The organism is Mesorhizobium sp. WSM4814 (assembly GCF_055811595.1).
The window spans coordinates 106006-121437 of record NZ_JBVVQT010000018.1 but is presented as its reverse complement, the minus strand read 5'-3'; the positions used below and the strand labels follow the sequence as shown (position 1 = coordinate 121437).

Here is a 15432-nt window from a genome sequence, read left to right as displayed (position 1 = left end):
GACTGCGGCGGCGTGATTACGGTCGCCAGGTCGGCAATCACTCGGCTGAGGAAGCACCGCCGGGCTTCAGCCGGTTGACGCTACGGCGACACAACGGCCTGCGCTCGTCGGCATACGGAACATGCAAGCGTATCGTGCCTCAAGCCAATCTAACTTCGAGGGACCTAGGCCTGCGCTAAAAAGTCCGAACATTTCCCATCCCCTCGCCTTTCGGCAAATCTGGCGGAAAACGGAGACTAGGCAAATTTTGCGACCCCCAAAAAGCGCCTCGGGGTGCCGCGGCGGTGCCCCGAACGATTTCAGGGCAACAGGCCCCCGAGGGGAGAATGCTAATCAACTAAAATCATTATAGAAATTTTGGTGGAGCCAATCGGAATCGAACCGACGACCTCTTGAATGCCATTCAAGCGCTCTCCCAACTGAGCTATGGCCCCACTCCGGCAGTCAACCGGCGCCGTTGCCGGCGAAGAGATCGGCGCGGGTTGAGACCGCGCCGTTAGTGCAGGCGGCTTCTAACCCCGCCTTCCGTCAATATCAAGCCTTTAAGAGCCGCTTTTTATCAAGAACCCACGAAAGTCGGCGGGCGCTGTGTGAGAGGCCGGATCAGACTTCGTCGTCGTCATCGCCGACGCCGATCATGTCGGCGACATCGTCGTCCTCTTCCTCTTCGTCGGCGAGGAAGGTATCGTCGTCGTCGCCGAGGTCCACATCGTCCTCGTCATCGCCGAGATCGGGAAGATCGTCAGGCTTCGCATCCTCGTCCGCCTCTTCGAGCGAGACGACCTCGACGCCCTCTTCCTCCTCGGCGTCGACTTCCTTCTCGGCAACTTCCTCTTCCTCCTCAAGGGCGGCAATCTTGCCTTCCTCGAAATAAGAGCGGGGATAGTTCTTGCCGGTATAGGGCGAGACGATCGGATCCTTGTTCAGATCGTAGAATTTTTGACCCGTCTCGGGGTCGATGCGTTTGGTGCCAAGTTCGGGTTTTGCCACAGCAAGCCTCGTCGATGAAAGTTTGGTCCCCATAACCACAGTTTACGGCGCTGTCAAAGCCTAAAGCCAGCGTTACAAATCCTCGCGCTGAGCGACCTCGTGCAAGGGGATGACCATTTCCTTCCGCCGTGATACGAGACCGCGCAAACCAGAAGAAAAAGGCCGGCCACCGGCGTTTTTCACCCAAGGAAAACCCATGTCGCATACTGCCGCCCCGAGCCCGGCCACCGCCCGCAAATCGCCAGCGCTTTCAGGCACAGCACGGGTGCCCGGCGACAAATCGATCTCGCACCGCTCGTTCATGTTCGGCGGCCTCGCCTCCGGCGAAACCCGCATCACCGGCCTGCTGGAAGGCGAGGACGTGATGCACACGGGCGCCGCGATGAAGGCAATGGGCGCGCATATAGGGAAGCGCGGCGCTGAATGGGTGATCCGCGGCACTGGCAACGGCGCGCTGCTGCAGCCGGAAGGCCCGCTCGATTTCGGCAACGCCGGCACCGGCTCGCGCCTCACCATGGGCCTGGTCGGCACCTACGACATGGAGACGACCTTCATCGGCGACGCCTCGCTGTCCGGCCGGCCGATGGGCCGCGTGCTCGAGCCGCTGCGCCAGATGGGCGTGCAGGTGCTGAAGGCGACGCCCGGCGACCGCATGCCGATCACGCTGCGCGGCCCCAAACACGCCGCGCCGATCACCTACCGCGTGCCGATGGCCTCGGCCCAGGTGAAGTCGGCGGTGCTGCTCGCCGGGCTGAACACGCCCGGCATCACCACCGTCATCGAGCCGGTGATGACGCGCGACCACACCGAAAAGATGCTGCAGGGATTCGGCGCCAATCTGTCGGTCGAGACCGACGAGCGCGGCGTGCGCCACATCTTCATCGAGGGCCAGGGCAAGCTCACCGGCCAGACAATCGCTGTGCCGGGCGACCCGTCATCGGCCGGATTCCCGCTGGTGGCGGCGCTGATCGTGCCGGGCTCGGACATTACAATCGAAAACGTGCTGATGAACCCGACCCGCACCGGTCTTTTGTTGACGCTACAGGAAATGGGCGCCCGGATCGACGTTCTCGAGCCGCGCAATGAAGGCGGCGAGGATGTCGCCGATCTGCGGGTGCGCTACTCAGAGCTGAAGGGCGTCACCGTGCCGCCCGAACGGGCGCCGACGATGATCGATGAATATCCGGTGCTTGCTGTCGCGGCGAGCTTTGCCGAGGGCGAGACGCTGATGCAGGGACTGGAAGAGCTGCGGGTGAAGGAATCGGACCGGCTGTCGGCGGTCGCCGAAGGGCTGAAGCTCAATGGCGTCGACTGTACCGAGGGCGAAGCCACACTGGCCGTGCGTGGAAAACCCGGCGGCAAGGGGCTTGGCCAACATCCGAACGGAAAGAGCACCATCGTCCAGACCCATCTCGACCACCGCATTGCCATGAGCTTTCTCGTCATGGGACTTGCAACGGAAAAGCCTGTCACCATCGACGACCAGGCGATGATCGCGACCAGCTTTCCGGAGTTCATGGGGCTTATGAAGGGCCTGGGGGCGGAGATCAGCTAAGGTCTGCGAATGTTTTGGACGTTGCTCGTCGGCGGTTTGGTTTTGACGGCATTGGTCGGGCGCGTGGCGGCGCAGTCAGGTTTCGATCTGGGATATTCCGACAGGAAGCCAGGTGCGATTAGCCTGATCGGCTTTCTTTTTTTCCCGTTTTGGATCGTCCTCTTCATCTTGCTGGCGACAACGGCGCATTTTTTTCCAGACGTTAGCGGCGCTCTCATGCCATATGTTTCGAACTTCGTTTTTAAGCTGGCTGCCGGGATCACATTCGTCGCGATCGCCACGTTTCCCATTTCCGTACCGCTTCTGATAGGAATTCCCGTTGGATTCTTGGCCGGATATTGGACCGGACGGCGGTCTTCCGGACTTTGACGTTGAACCCGATTGGTTCTTGATTTAACGACCTTCCTCCGTTTGAAGCGGCACGTATGAGCTCAATCACTGATAAAGCTGGCTTCACAATCGCCATCGACGGCCCAGCAGGCGCGGGCAAAGGCACCCTTGCCCGCCGACTGGCCGACCATTACCGGCTGAACCTGCTCGACACCGGCCTCACCTATCGCGCGGTGGCGCATGCGCTGCTTCGGCTCGGCCTGCCGCTCGACAATGTCTCGGCCGCCGAGACCGCTGCCCGGCAGGTCGACCTGGCCAAGCTCGACCGGTCGGTGCTGACGGCGCATGCGGTCGGCGAAGCGGCTTCGAAAGTGGCTGTCATCCCTTCGGTGCGGCGCATACTGGTCGAAAAGCAGCGCTCATTCGCCAAGGCGCCGCCGGGCGCCGTGCTCGACGGCCGCGACATCGGCACCGTGGTCTGTCCCGACGCCGACATAAAACTCTATGTGACGGCGAGCGCCGAGGTGCGGGCACAACGCAGGCTAGCCGAGATCGAGAGCATCGGCGGCACCGCCGATTTCGACGATATCCTCGCCGATATCTTGCGCCGCGACGAGCGCGACATGGGTCGCGCCGACTCGCCGCTGAAGCCGGCCGCCGACGCGCACTTGCTCGACACGTCGGAAATGGCTATAGAAGCCGCGTTCCTGGCGGCCAAGGCGATCATCGACGACGTTCTGGCCAAGAGAAACAAAGCCTGAGCCGGGTTTCCTGCCGTTGCCGATTGCCGGCGGCGAAAAGATACCCATATCGGGCACGAACCAGCCTGCCAGCATTCTTCATGCGCCGGAATTGCCGCTTAGGCGGCCAAGGGCTTTTTTGAGGCCCGGAACGCCGGCAGGCCAACGCAACGCTAACCCACGGCGCCCGCCCCGCTTGAGATGCGGGGCATTCCAGGAGAAACTATGTCAGTTGCAAATCCCACTCGCGATGATTTCGCGAGCCTGCTCGAAGAATCTTTTTCCGCCGGCCATTCCGGCGAAGGCCAAGTCGTCAAGGGCACGATCACTGCGATCGAAAAGGACATGGCAATCATCGACGTCGGCCTCAAGGTCGAAGGTCGCGTGCCGCTGAAGGAATTCGGCGTCAAGGGCAAGGATTCGACGCTTAAGGTCGGCGACACGGTCGAGGTCTATGTCGAGCGCATCGAGAACGCGCTTGGCGAAGCGATGCTTTCGCGTGAGAAGGCCCGCCGCGAAGAGAGCTGGGTCCGTCTCGAAGAGAAGTTCACCAAGGGCGAGCGCGTCGAAGGCGTCATCTTCAACCAGGTCAAGGGCGGCTTCACCGTCGATCTCGACGGCGCTGTGGCCTTCCTGCCGCGCAGCCAGGTCGACATCCGTCCGATCCGCGACGTCTCGCCACTGATGCACAATCCGCAGCCTTTCGAAATCCTCAAGATGGATCGCCGCCGCGGCAACATCGTGGTGTCGCGCCGCACCGTGCTCGAGGAGAGCCGCGCCGAACAGCGTTCGGAAATCGTGCAGAACCTCGAAGAGGGCCAGGTGGTCGAAGGCGTCGTCAAGAACATCACCGACTATGGTGCGTTCGTCGACCTCGGCGGCATCGACGGCCTGTTGCATGTCACCGATATGGCATGGCGCCGCGTCAACCATCCGACCGAAATCCTCAACATCGGCCAGACGGTCAAGGTGCAGATCATCCGCATCAACCAGGAAACCCACCGCATCTCGCTCGGCATGAAGCAGCTCGAGAGCGATCCGTGGTCCGAGATCGGAACGAAATTCCCGATCGGCAAGAAGATCAAGGGCACCGTCACCAACATCACCGACTACGGCGCGTTCGTCGAGCTGGAGCCGGGCATCGAGGGCCTCATCCACGTTTCGGAAATGTCGTGGACAAAGAAGAACGTGCATCCCGGCAAGATCCTGTCGACTACGCAGGAAGTCGACGTGGTGGTGCTCGAGGTCGATCCGGCCAAGCGCCGCATCTCCCTCGGCCTCAAGCAGACGCTCGAGAACCCGTGGCAGGCTTTCGCCAGCAGCCATCCGGTCGGCAGCCAGGTCGAGGGCGAGGTCAAGAACAAGACCGAGTTCGGCCTGTTCATCGGCCTCGAAGGCGATGTCGACGGCATGGTCCATCTTTCCGACCTCGACTGGACCCGTCCGGGCGAGCAGGTGATCGAGGAGTACAATCGCGGCGACATCGTCAAGGCGCAGGTGCTCGACGTCGACATCGACAAGGAGCGCATCTCGCTCGGCATCAAGCAGCTGGCCAAGGATACGGCCGGTGAGGCGGCGACTTCAGGCGAACTGCGCAAGAACGCGGTCGTCACCTGCGAGGTTACCGGCGTCAAGGATGGCGGCCTGGAGGTGCGGCTGGTCGACAGCGGCATCGAGACCTTCATCAAGCGCTCCGACCTCAGCCGTGACCGCGACGAGCAGCGCCCCGAGCGCTTCACGGTCGGCCAGAAGGTCGATGCCCGCGTCATCGCCTTCGACAAGAAGACCCGCAAGCTGCAGGTCTCGATCAAGGCGCTGGAAATCGCCGAAGAGAAGGAAGCGGTTGCCCAGTACGGCTCGACCGACTCCGGCGCTTCGCTGGGCGACATCCTGGGCGCCGCGCTGAAGAAGCAGGGTAGCTAGGTCCACTAACGCCGCGCCTCGCGCGGCCTGTAAAACAAAACCCCGCCGGAGCGATCCGGCGGGGTTTTTGTTTGACCATGGTCAGAGCATCGTAACCTCAAACCTGGCAAACCGGTTTTGGGAAATCCGCGCTCAAACAAAGAGATAGATCAGGCCCTGCCGTAAAGCGGCACCAGTGTGCCGCTCATCGCCAGATTGGCCGGCGAAGCAAGGTAGGCGATCGCTTCCGCCGCCGCTTCGAGGCTGACCCATTTGCCGAAATCGGCGGCCGGCATGTCAGCCCGGGTGGCCGGCGTGTCGAGGGTCGAGGGCGCGACCGCGTTGACCAGGATGCCCTTGCCCTTGAGTTCTTCCGCCATCGCCACCGTCATTGCCGCAACGGCCGCCTTGCTGGCGGCGTAGGCGACCATGCCGGAACCGCGCCGCAGGTCGAGCCCGGCGCGGGCCGTGACATTGACGATGCGGCCCGATACGGAAGATTCCAGCATCGAGCGGATCGCCGCGCGGCAGCACAGGAAGGTGGTGCGGGCGTTGGTGTCCATCATTTCGGCAAAGGACGCGGGCTCGATCTTCTCGACCGGCGCGGCGGTGAAGCCGCCGGCCAGGTGGATGGAGGCCCACAAGTCGGTAACACTGGCGTAGAACGCATCGACCTTGGCGGGGTCGGCGAGATCGACATTGTGCGCCAGCCTGACGCGCTCATGTGCCGGGAAGGGAAAATGCGCGGGCGCGGCGGCATGGGCGTTCGGCACATGGCAGATCGCGCCCTGCTCCAGCAGTTTGCCGACAACCGCGCCACCGAGCGCTCCGGTGCCGCCGGTCACCACAACATGCCTGCCGTCCAGTGTATCCGTCATCTACGACCGCTCCTGTCACTCTTATGCCGCACCGCCGCCGAAGGTCGCGCCTTTCGCGCAATCACTCAACCGAAATCTTGATGACGCAGCGCCGCTTGTGCGCGTCAGAACGTCGGCCATCCGACGCGGATCGCATCCCCAGGCAGACGCTGCCACAGCAGCACTCAATCGATGGTGATCTCGATGACATACGGCAGTCCGGTCGCCCGCGCGCGCTTGAGTGCGTCCGCCAGAGGACCGATGCCCGCGAGCCGCTCGGCGGCAATGCCGTAGGCCTCGGCCAGCTTGCAGAAATCAGGCGGCGCCGGCGAGACGCCGACCGGCTCGACGCCGACATCGAGCATCGAGGTTTCGATTTCGCGATAGCCGCGATTGTTCCAGACGACGAAGATCACCGGCGCCGCAGCGTCGAGCGCGGCGCCCAGTTCCGGCAGCGTGAACTGGAAACCGCCGTCGCCGGTGAGACAAACGACCGGCGCATCAGGCACGGCAAGGGCTGCGCCGATCGCCGCCGGCGGGCCATAGCCCAGCGCGCCGAAGCCGGTGGCGGCGTTGAACCAGCCGCCCGGACGATCGTGATCGTAATAGAGGTTGGCGGCATAGACCGGCTGGGTCGAATCGCCGACGATGATCGAGCCCGGCAATGCATCGCGGATCATCTCGACGGCGCGGGTTTGCGCCTGGAGGGCCGGAGCCATTTCGGCAAAGGCTGCTTGCCTTGTCGCAGCGGCGCGAGACTGGCCGTCGCCCGATGGCGGCTGGTCCGTACCAATCTCGACAAGCAGCGCCTCGAGGGCTGCGCCGCAATCGGCATGGATCGAAATCCGGGCGGGCCGGCGGGCAAGCTGGTCGGCGCCGATGTCGATGCGGATCAGATTGGACGGCAGGACAAAGCCACCGTCGCTATATCCGTCGTAGTCGGTCGGGCCGAATTCGGTGCCGGCGGCAATGACCAGATCGGCCTCGGCCATCAATGCACGCACCGCCTTCAGACTGGGGCTGGCCGGCACGCCGAGCGGATGGCGGTGCAGCAGGCCGCGGGCATTGGCCGTCTGGACAACCGGCGCTCCCAGCCTTTCGGCAAGGCGCTGTAACGGCGCTTCGGCTCTCTTGGCGCCGCCGCCGGCAAGGACCAGCGGGCGGCGGGCAGCCGCGCAAAGTTTTGCCGCCTCTGCTATATCAGCCGGATTCGGCTCGGGCGGCGCGACATTCGTCAGCAAAGCGGCGATGCCGCCGGCCGGCTTGACCATGATATCGGTCGGGATCTCGATGTGCACCGGGCCCGGACGCGACGACGAAAACAGGGCGAAGGCGCGGGCAAGAACGCCCGGCAGTTCGTCGGCGTCGGTGACACGGTGCGAAAACAGCGCGACCTTTTCCATCATGCCGCGCTGGTCGGGCAGTTCGTGCAGATGGCCAAGGCCCTTGCCCAGTGTCGGCGTGGCGTTGACGCCCGAGATCACCAGCATCGGAACCGAATCGGCACGGGCCTGGCCCATGGCGGTGATGGTGTTGGACAGCCCCGGTCCGGTGATGACGAGGGCGATGCCGGGCTTGCCGCCGGCGCGCGCATAGCCGTCGGCCATGAAGCCGGCGCCCTGTTCATGACGCGGCGTGACGTGGCGAATCTTCGAGCGCGCCAAGCCGCGATAGAGTTCGACCGTATGCACACCCGGAATGCCGAAAACCGTGTCGACATCATGGGCTTCGAGCAAAGTGATGAGCGCTTCGCCGACTGTCGTCATTGCCTGAGCACCGGACGTGTGAGGCAGGTCGGTCCGCCCTCGCAGGCGATGCACAGCGCGTCCGCCTCGAAGGTTGAAACCCTGCAGCCGGCGGCCGCCATGGCCGCCGCCGTCTTCGGGAAGCCGGCAACGGCGATCACCTCGCGCGGCGCGGTCGGCAGCACATTCAGGCTGAGGCCGTTGGAGGCGAAGAATTCCCCGGCGTCGCCTTCGACCAGGCGAATGCCTCGCGCCCGCAGCATCTGGTAGAAGGCAGCCGGCAAAAGCGGTGCATAGACCAGCGCCAGATCGTCGGCGAGCGGACTGATCACCGACATCAGATGCAGGCAGGCGTCCTCGCCATGCCAGAGCGGCAGGTCGTAGCCATAGACCTGGTTACCCTTGGGGGTGAGCAGGTTGGCGAGTTGCTGGATGCCGTCCTGGTTGGTGCGCACACCGCGGCCGACGGCCAGGGTCCCTGAATCCACCCAGACGCAATCACCGCCCTCGACCTGTCCGGGAGGCTCGATGCGGCCGAGGATTGGTACGCCCATGCGCTTGTAGGCCGCCTCGTGCAGGCCGGGCTCGGCACGGCGCAGCGCCTTGCCCATGGCGAGGATGATGGCGCCGTGGTCGGTCATCAACGATGGATCATGCGTGAAGACCGAATCGGCAAGCCCGTCATCGGCGTCGGTCAGCCATTCGATCGCGGCGCCGGACGCAAGAACCAGCGTCGTCAGCGCCTCATGCTGGGCGGCGGCCTTTTGAGGATCGAAGCCCGCACCATAGTGCCATTCCGATGTTTTGGCGCGGGCCATGGCGCTTGCGGCGGACCGCATCAGCACGCGCTGCAGGGGCCCGGCCATGGACTGCGACCCGTATGCTTTACCCACCAAGTGCTCCTGAACCATCCCATCCAGCCAATAGCCACTCAGCGAGCAGTGATCAATGGTCCAAAAAGCATGGTTGACGGAGGCAAGCGGAACGGTACATCTTGAGAATGAGAAGTCTGTCCAGTGATGGTAATGGGTAAAAAATTCCAGCAGCGACGGGTCTGGCCATTTCGTGAGGCACCGCAAAGGTGATAGCGCAAGGCACCGCCCCCGCCCTGAAGTACACGGCGCAGAACGACGCCGCCGAAGCCATCCATGTCGAGAACCTGCATAAACGATTCGGCGAACTGCATGTGCTGAAAGGCGTTTCGCTGTCGGCGCGCGACGGCGAGGTCATCGCCATCATTGGCGGCAGCGGCTCGGGAAAATCGACCCTGCTGCGCTGCATCAATTGCTTGGAGAACCCGACCAGCGGGATCGTTCGCGTCAATGGCGAGGAGATCCGGATGAAGGCCGACAGTCACGGCCACACCGTTCCCGCCGACCGCAAGCAGATCGAGCGCATCCGCTCCAAGCTCGGCATGGTTTTCCAGAATTTCAATCTGTGGAGCCACATGACGCTGATCGAGAACGTCATCGAGGTTCCGGTGCATGTTCTGGGCGTCAAGCGCGATGTGGCCATCGCCGAGGCGGAAAAGCTGCTTGCCCGCGTCGGCCTGGCCGAGAAGCGCGATGTCTATCCGGCCTATCTGTCAGGCGGCCAGCAGCAGCGTGCGGCCATCGCCCGGGCGCTGGCCATCAATCCGCGCGTCATGCTGTTCGACGAGCCGACCTCGGCGCTCGACCCGGAACTGATCGGCGAGGTGCTGAAGGTGATCGGCGACCTGGCACGCGAAGGCCGCACCATGGTGCTGGTCACCCATGAGATGAAGTTCGCCCGCGAGGTCGCGACGCATGTCGTCTACCTCTACAACGGACTGGTCGAGGAAGAAGGGCCGCCGGAGCAGATCTTCGGCGCACCGAAATCCGAAAGGCTGAAGCAATTCATCCGCAACATCGGTTAAGCCGAGGCGGACGAACAACGGGAACAACAACAAACTGGGAGTTTTTGGCATGAAGACCGTTCTGAAAACATTTGCCGCAGCACTTCTGCTCGGTGTCGCCGCGATGAGCATGGCAAAGGCCGAGCCGGTCAAGATCGGCGTCGCTGCCGAACCCTATCCGCCGTTCACCTCGCCGGATGCTTCCGGCAAATGGGTTGGCTGGGAGATCGAATTCATCGACGCGGTCTGCGCCGAGCAGAAACTCGATTGCGTCATCACCCCCGTCGCCTGGGACGGAATCATCCCGGCGCTGACGACCAACAAGATCGACGTCATCGCCAGTTCCATGTCGATCACCGACGAGCGCAAGAAGACGATCGACTTCTCCGACAAATATTACAACACCCCGACAGCTATCATCGGACCGAAGGACCAGAAGTTCGGCGCTACCCCGGAAGATCTCAAGGGCAAGATCATCGGCGTGCAAGTTTCGACCGTGCATGCCGACTACGTCAAGAAGCACTTCACCGAAGCCGCGGAAATCAAGGAATATCAGACCCAGGACGAAGCCAATCAGGATCTTGCCGCCGGCCGTGTCGATGCCGTGCAGGCCGATTCCATCGCGCTCGATGCCTTCCTGAAATCGGATCAGGGCAAGCAATGCTGCGATCTGAAGGGCACGGTCGCGCCGGATCTGGCGATCCTCGGGCCCGGCGTCGGCGCCGGTGTCCGCAAGGAGGACACGGAGTTGAAGGAGAAGATCAACGCCGGCATCAAGGCGATCCGCGCCAACGGCAAATATGACGAGATTTCGAAGAAATACTTCGATTTCGACATCTATGGCGCCGACCCACAGTCGAATTGACGGCGTGCATCCCCGAGCGAACAACCACGCGGCGCAGACAGCGCGCCGTGTGGCTTCGTCGAACTCTACCTACGCAAGCTTTCCGCTGACGGCATCGCCGGTGGTTTTGGCGCCAGCAATTCGGGGGCGACGCTGATCGACGCATTTCTTCCGGCCTCTGTGGCCCGCATCATCGAACTGCTTTCGCCGACGCCACCCGGTTGGGGCGCAACGCTTCTGGTCGGACTGCTCCACTCGGTCGAGATCGCTGCCGGTGCGTTCGGTCTCGGCCTCGTCATCGGCATTTGCGGTGCGTATGGCAAGCTCTATGGCGGGCCTGTGGTGCGCGATCTGCTGGCAGTCTATACGACGATCGTCCGCGCCGTGCCGGAGCTAGTGCTGATCCTGCTGCTCTATTATGCCGGCACCGATTTGATCAACCAGTTGCTGACGGCAATGGGATATCAGCGCATCGATATCAGCGGGCTGGTGGCCGGCATTGCCGTGCTCGGCTTCGTCCAGGGCGCTTATTCGACAGAGGTGATGCGCGGCGCGATCCTTGCCATCCCGCAGGGACAGATCGAAGCCGCGCGCGCCTATGGCATGTCTCCCGGCCTGCTGCTGCGACGCATCACGCTGCCGGCGATGCTGCCTTTCGCCATACCGGGCCTTGCCAATCTCTGGCTGATCGCCACCAAGGACACCGCCCTGCTGGCGGTCGTCGGCTTCTTCGAACTGACATTGGCGACGCGGCAAGCGGCGGGCGTAACCAAAGCCTATCTTACCTTCTTCCTCGCCGCGGGCGTGATCTATCTTCTGTTGACGCTGGTCTCCAATCTGATCATCGGCCGCATCGAGGTCTGGGCTCGGCGCGGCATGCCCTCGCTCAAGGAGGCGCGTTGATGGCTGTCGAAACGACCATCGTCAACGTAGCCGCCCGCGCGTCGCTGTGGTTGCAGCCGCACCGCATCGTGCTGATTGTGACTGGACTGGCGCTGGTCTTCGCGGCCGCTTTTTTCATGCGCTGGGACTGGCTGCCGCAATATTACGAAATGGCGCTTGTCGGCCTCTGGCGCACGCTCTGGATTCTCGCCGTCACCTGCACACTGGGCTTCCTGCTCGCCGTGCCGCTCGGATTGGCGCAGGCTGCCGGCCCGTTCTGGCTCGCGGCGCCTGCAAAGGCCTTCTGCACCGTCATCAGGGGAACGCCACTGCTACTGCAGCTCTGGCTGCTCTACTATGGGCTCGGCTCGCTGTTTCCACAGTACCCATGGGTACGCGAGTCCTGGATGTGGCCGTATCTCAGGCAAGCATGGCCCTACGGCGTCCTGGCGCTGACCTTCTCCTTCGCCGGTTACGAGGGGGAAGTCATGCGGGGTGCCTTCGCCGGCGTGCCGAAAGGACAGTTGGAAGCGGCGCGCGCCTTCGGCATGAGCCGCTGGAAGATCCTGCGGCGGATCTGGCTGCCACAAGCCTTCTACCGGGCGCTGCCGACGCTGACCGGCGAAACCGTGCTGCAACTGAAATCGACGCCGCTGGTGGCGACCATCAGCGTGATCGACATATTCGCCGTCTCGTCAAAGGTTCGGCAGAGCACTTTCCTCACCTATGAACCCTTGTTGCTCCTGGCGTTGATCTATATGGCGATCACCGGCATCCTGGTCTTCGCCCTCGGCAAGATCGAGGCGCGGATCCCGAACAAAATTGGTTAGTGAGAAGCGAATAGGAGTAGCGAATGGCGAATAGTTCGCTGATTTCCTCTACTCCCTATTCGCTACTCGCTAGAGCTTCAGGGCAGCTAAAGATGCAACTCAGTCTCGACCAGGCGACAGGGCTGTGCCGGATGGCGGCGCTCGGCGCCGGCGCCAATGAGGAAGCGGCGCAGTCGCTTGCAGCCTCCGTGGTGGCGGCCGAGGCAGAAGGTCTGTCGACGGTCGGACTGTCGCATTTCATCGACTATCTCGAGGCGCTGGAGGCCGGCCGCATCGATGGCAAGGCCGAGCCGGTCATCACCAGGCCGGCTTTGGCGATCTATCTCTCCGACGCGCGCGGCGGTCTGGCGCATACCGGCTTCGACCGCACCATCGACGATCTCGCCAAGGCGGCGCGCCTGTTCGGCGTTGCCATCTTTTCGCAGAAGAACGCCTATACATGCGGCGCGCTCGGCTATTTCACAGGACGGCTGGCCGCGCAGGGGCTGGTGTCCTTCGCCGCGACCAATGGACCGGCCGTGCTTGCCGGCTCCGGCTCGGTCAAGCCGGTCTATTGCACCAACCCGATGTCCTTCGCTGCGCCCGCCGCCGACGGTGCGCCGCTGGTGATCGACCAGTCGTCGAGCGCCACCGCCTTTGTCAACATCCGCAAGGCGGCTGACGACGGCAAGAGAATTCCAGAAGGCTGGGCACTGGACGCGAGCGGCAACCCGACCACCGATCCGGCCGCCGCCATGAAAGGCGCGATGCTTGCATTCGGCGGCCAGCGTGGCGCCAACATCGCGCTGATGGTCGAAGTGCTGGCGGCGGGCCTGTCGGGCGCCAATTGGTCGCTCGATGCGCCGTGGTTCACCGACGGACCGGACAGTCCCGGAACCGGCCTCTTCGTGCTGGCCGTCGAGCCCAAGCTGCTCGATCCAAATTTCGAGAAGCGCATGAAAGATCAACTCGACCGGTTGCGCCGCCGCTACGGCGTGCATGTCCCCGGCCGTGCCCGGGCCGAAGCGGCGGAGAAGGCAGCGGCACGGGGCATAACGGCTCCGAAAGCCGTGGTGCAGCGCATCTCCGAATTCGCCGCCCGGTATTCTTCCTGAAGACGTCCCCTCCTTCGGATAGTTGATCGCGCGACAGCGGGCGTACTTGCCGTTACGCCCGGGCTGCCTCGTCGAACCACGTTTCGGAAACAGCCGGAAACCCTCGCGTCGGCTGGGTTTTCCGGGCTCTCCGCAACTGACTCGTAACATGCATTCCCGGTCAACTTTTGTTCATTTGACTTTGACTGGGGTGGCGGCTGTTTGCGCGGAGCAGCAAAAGAGGAACCCTAATGGCCGCAAGCACCCACAATCCCAGCACCAATCTTGTCGTTCCGGCCCTTGGCAGCCTCTATGCGGCGCTGAACACCACCTCTGAAACCATCCTGCGCGCCGTGGCCGGCATCTTCCTCACCATCCATGGCTCTAGCAAGATCATCGACCCGCTCGGCGCCGCCGAGATGGTCGAAGGCCTCGGCTTCTATCCTGGCGCGTTCTGGTCGGTGCTGCTGGCCTGCACCGAGTTCTTCGGCGGCATTTTCATCGCCATCGGTCTCTTGACCCGCCCGGCCGCCTTCGCCGGAATGTTCGTGCTCCTGGTCACCGTCTGGTTCCACTGGGTCACCTTGGGCGAGGGCTTTTCGGGTGCCGAAAAATCGCTGCTGTGGGCGGCGATACTGTTCTTCTTCGTCATCCGCGGCGGCAACCGCCAATCGGTCGACGCGCGCATCGGCAGGGCGTTCTGAACCAGCCGACACCGCGGCAAACGGCGACAAAGGATCGCCCTTTGCCTTCGGCGCGAAACGGATTATGAACGGCTTCAGCCAAGCCCAGCAGATCTGGAAAGCGCGCCGGAGCCAGCCATGACCGAAATCCTGCAGACCCCAAAGCTCGTCGTCGTGTTCGGCGGCTCCGGCTTTGTCGGCCGCCATGTGGTGCGGGCGCTGGCCCGGCGTGGCTATCGCATCAGGGTCGCCTGCCGCCGGCCCGATCTCGCCGGCCATCTGCAACCGCTCGGCAATGTCGGCCAGATCCAGCCGGTGCAGGCCAATATTCGCGTGCGCTGGTCGGTCGACCGCGCCGTGCAGGGCGCCGACCATGTCGTCAATTTGGTAGCCATCCTGCATGAGAGCGGCCGGCAGAAGTTCACGCCCGTCCACGAGTTCGGCGCACGCGCGATCGCCGAAGCGGCGCGCGCCGTCGGCGCCGGGCTCACCCATATCTCGGCGCTGGGCGCCGATCTGAACGCGCGATCCGAGTATGCGCGCACCAAGGCGCTCGGTGAAAAAGCGGTCCTGGAGACGATCGAGGATGCGGTCATCTTGCGGCCCTCGATCAATTTCGGCCCCGAGGACAGCTTCTTCAACCGCTTCGCCAGCATGGCGCGCTATTCGCCGGTCCTGCCTCTGATCGGCGGCGGGCGGACCAAATTCCAGCCGGTCTATGTCGGCGATGTCGCCGAAGCGGTGGCGCGCTCGGTCGACGGCAAAGTCCAGGGTGGCCGGATCTTCGAGCTAGGCGGACCTCAGGTGCTCACCTTCAAGCAATGCATGCAGGAAATGCTTGCCATGATCGACCGCAAGCGGTTGCTGGTGTCGGTGCCGTGGTGGGTGGCGAACATGCAGGCATCGCTCCTCGGGCTTTTGCCCAATCCGCTGCTGACCAAGGATCAGGTCCTGCAGTTGCGCGGGGACAACATCGTCTCGGAAGCGGCCATCAGGGAAAACCGGACGCTCGCCGGTCTCGATATCCAGCCACAGTCGATCGGCAGCATCCTGCCGAGCTATCTCTGGCGCTACCGGCCCGCCGGCCAGTTCCAACGCAAGACGGCGGAATAGCCGATCAGGCCG

At 63.4% G+C, this 15432-nt stretch carries 15 protein-coding genes and 1 tRNA gene; 11 read left to right on the top strand and 5 right to left on the bottom strand.

Annotated elements, in window-relative coordinates:
• Positions 1-358 precede the first annotated feature (358 nt).
• Positions 359-434, bottom strand: a tRNA-Ala gene (locus AC0L2V_RS23800).
• A gap of 169 nt (positions 435-603) precedes the next feature.
• A complete protein-coding gene (locus AC0L2V_RS23795) occupies positions 604-990 on the bottom strand; it encodes a TIGR02300 family protein (RefSeq protein ID WP_027151510.1) in 387 nt (128 codons plus the stop codon).
• 196 nt (positions 991-1186) lie between these two features.
• On the opposite strand from AC0L2V_RS23795, the gene aroA reads away from it, so the two are divergent.
• The 4 genes from aroA (at position 1187) to rpsA (ending at position 5538) form a co-directional block, all read left to right on the top strand.
• Positions 1187-2545, top strand: coding sequence for a 3-phosphoshikimate 1-carboxyvinyltransferase (gene aroA / locus AC0L2V_RS23790; protein WP_473521364.1), 1359 nt, complete (start codon positions 1187-1189; stop codon positions 2543-2545).
• 9 nt (positions 2546-2554) lie between these two features.
• A complete protein-coding gene (locus AC0L2V_RS23785) occupies positions 2555-2914 on the top strand; it encodes a hypothetical protein (protein WP_473507784.1) in 360 nt (119 codons plus the stop codon).
• Positions 2915-2970: 56 nt separating this feature from the next.
• Positions 2971-3636, top strand: a complete 666-nt coding sequence (gene cmk / locus AC0L2V_RS23780) for a (d)CMP kinase (protein WP_473507785.1) — start codon at positions 2971-2973, stop codon at positions 3634-3636.
• Between the two features lie 204 nt (positions 3637-3840).
• A complete protein-coding gene (gene rpsA / locus AC0L2V_RS23775) occupies positions 3841-5538 on the top strand; it encodes a 30S ribosomal protein S1 (RefSeq protein ID WP_027151507.1) in 1698 nt (565 codons plus the stop codon).
• A gap of 149 nt (positions 5539-5687) precedes the next feature.
• Here rpsA and AC0L2V_RS23770 read toward each other — a convergent pair whose 3' ends face one another.
• The 3 genes from AC0L2V_RS23770 to AC0L2V_RS23760 all read right to left on the bottom strand — a co-directional run bounded on the left by AC0L2V_RS23770 (position 5688) and on the right by AC0L2V_RS23760 (position 8985).
• Positions 5688-6395: an SDR family NAD(P)-dependent oxidoreductase gene (locus tag AC0L2V_RS23770; RefSeq protein ID WP_027151506.1), complete on the bottom strand. Its 708-nt coding sequence runs from the start codon at positions 6393-6395 to the stop codon at positions 5688-5690.
• A 164-nt stretch (positions 6396-6559) separates the two neighbouring features.
• Positions 6560-8140, bottom strand: a complete 1581-nt coding sequence (locus AC0L2V_RS23765) for a 5-guanidino-2-oxopentanoate decarboxylase (protein ID WP_473521363.1) — start codon at positions 8138-8140, stop codon at positions 6560-6562.
• Positions 8137-8985 (bottom strand): dimethylarginine dimethylaminohydrolase family protein, encoded by an 849-nt coding sequence (locus tag AC0L2V_RS23760; RefSeq protein ID WP_473521368.1) that lies wholly within the window; start codon positions 8983-8985, stop codon positions 8137-8139. The genes AC0L2V_RS23765 and AC0L2V_RS23760 overlap by 4 nt, the downstream gene beginning before the upstream one ends.
• A gap of 218 nt (positions 8986-9203) precedes the next feature.
• On the opposite strand from AC0L2V_RS23760, the gene AC0L2V_RS23755 reads away from it, so the two are divergent.
• The 7 genes from AC0L2V_RS23755 (at position 9204) to AC0L2V_RS23725 (ending at position 15420) form a co-directional block, all read left to right on the top strand.
• Positions 9204-10016 (top strand): ABC transporter ATP-binding protein, encoded by an 813-nt coding sequence (locus tag AC0L2V_RS23755; protein ID WP_036261459.1) that lies wholly within the window; start codon positions 9204-9206, stop codon positions 10014-10016.
• Between the two features lie 49 nt (positions 10017-10065).
• Positions 10066-10860, top strand: a complete 795-nt coding sequence (locus AC0L2V_RS23750) for a transporter substrate-binding domain-containing protein (RefSeq protein WP_473521362.1) — start codon at positions 10066-10068, stop codon at positions 10858-10860.
• Positions 10861-11019: 159 nt separating this feature from the next.
• Positions 11020-11742 carry an ABC transporter permease gene (locus AC0L2V_RS23745; protein ID WP_473521361.1) on the top strand — a complete coding sequence of 241 codons (723 nt, stop codon included), beginning with the start codon at positions 11020-11022 and terminating at the stop codon, positions 11740-11742.
• Entirely contained in the window at positions 11742-12551 is an 810-nt protein-coding gene (locus tag AC0L2V_RS23740; protein WP_473521360.1) for an ABC transporter permease, read from the top strand. The genes AC0L2V_RS23745 and AC0L2V_RS23740 overlap by 1 nt, the downstream gene beginning before the upstream one ends.
• Positions 12552-12643: 92 nt before the next feature.
• The gene (locus AC0L2V_RS23735; protein ID WP_473495400.1) at positions 12644-13645 is read left to right on the top strand and encodes an Ldh family oxidoreductase; all 1002 of its coding nucleotides are present in this window, start codon (positions 12644-12646) and stop codon (positions 13643-13645) included.
• 230 nt (positions 13646-13875) lie between these two features.
• Complete coding sequence (locus tag AC0L2V_RS23730) at positions 13876-14328, top strand: DoxX family protein (protein WP_473521359.1); 453 nt, start codon at positions 13876-13878, stop codon at positions 14326-14328.
• A gap of 117 nt (positions 14329-14445) precedes the next feature.
• A complete protein-coding gene (locus AC0L2V_RS23725; protein ID WP_473521358.1) occupies positions 14446-15420 on the top strand; it encodes a complex I NDUFA9 subunit family protein in 975 nt (324 codons plus the stop codon).
• Positions 15421-15432: the final 12 nt, after the last annotated feature.

What these genes read in the sequence shown, in the direction of transcription:
- AC0L2V_RS23760 (WP_473521368.1), bottom strand. Translation starts at nt 8,985, where the DNA reads ATGGCCGGGCCCCTGCAGCGCGTGCTGATGCGGTCCGCCGCAAGCGCC.
- aroA (WP_473521364.1), top strand. Translation starts at nt 1,187, where the DNA reads ATGTCGCATACTGCCGCCCCGAGCCCGGCCACCGCCCGCAAATCGCCA.
- AC0L2V_RS23750 (WP_473521362.1), top strand. Translation starts at nt 10,066, where the DNA reads ATGAAGACCGTTCTGAAAACATTTGCCGCAGCACTTCTGCTCGGTGTC.
- AC0L2V_RS23770 (WP_027151506.1), bottom strand. Translation starts at nt 6,395, where the DNA reads ATGACGGATACACTGGACGGCAGGCATGTTGTGGTGACCGGCGGCACC.
- AC0L2V_RS23725 (WP_473521358.1), top strand. Translation starts at nt 14,446, where the DNA reads ATGACCGAAATCCTGCAGACCCCAAAGCTCGTCGTCGTGTTCGGCGGC.
- AC0L2V_RS23765 (WP_473521363.1), bottom strand. Translation starts at nt 8,140, where the DNA reads ATGACGACAGTCGGCGAAGCGCTCATCACTTTGCTCGAAGCCCATGAT.
- AC0L2V_RS23730 (WP_473521359.1), top strand. Translation starts at nt 13,876, where the DNA reads ATGGCCGCAAGCACCCACAATCCCAGCACCAATCTTGTCGTTCCGGCC.
- cmk (WP_473507785.1), top strand. Translation starts at nt 2,971, where the DNA reads ATGAGCTCAATCACTGATAAAGCTGGCTTCACAATCGCCATCGACGGC.
- rpsA (WP_027151507.1), top strand. Translation starts at nt 3,841, where the DNA reads ATGTCAGTTGCAAATCCCACTCGCGATGATTTCGCGAGCCTGCTCGAA.
- AC0L2V_RS23740 (WP_473521360.1), top strand. Translation starts at nt 11,742, where the DNA reads ATGGCTGTCGAAACGACCATCGTCAACGTAGCCGCCCGCGCGTCGCTG.
- AC0L2V_RS23735 (WP_473495400.1), top strand. Translation starts at nt 12,644, where the DNA reads ATGCAACTCAGTCTCGACCAGGCGACAGGGCTGTGCCGGATGGCGGCG.
- AC0L2V_RS23785 (WP_473507784.1), top strand. Translation starts at nt 2,555, where the DNA reads ATGTTTTGGACGTTGCTCGTCGGCGGTTTGGTTTTGACGGCATTGGTC.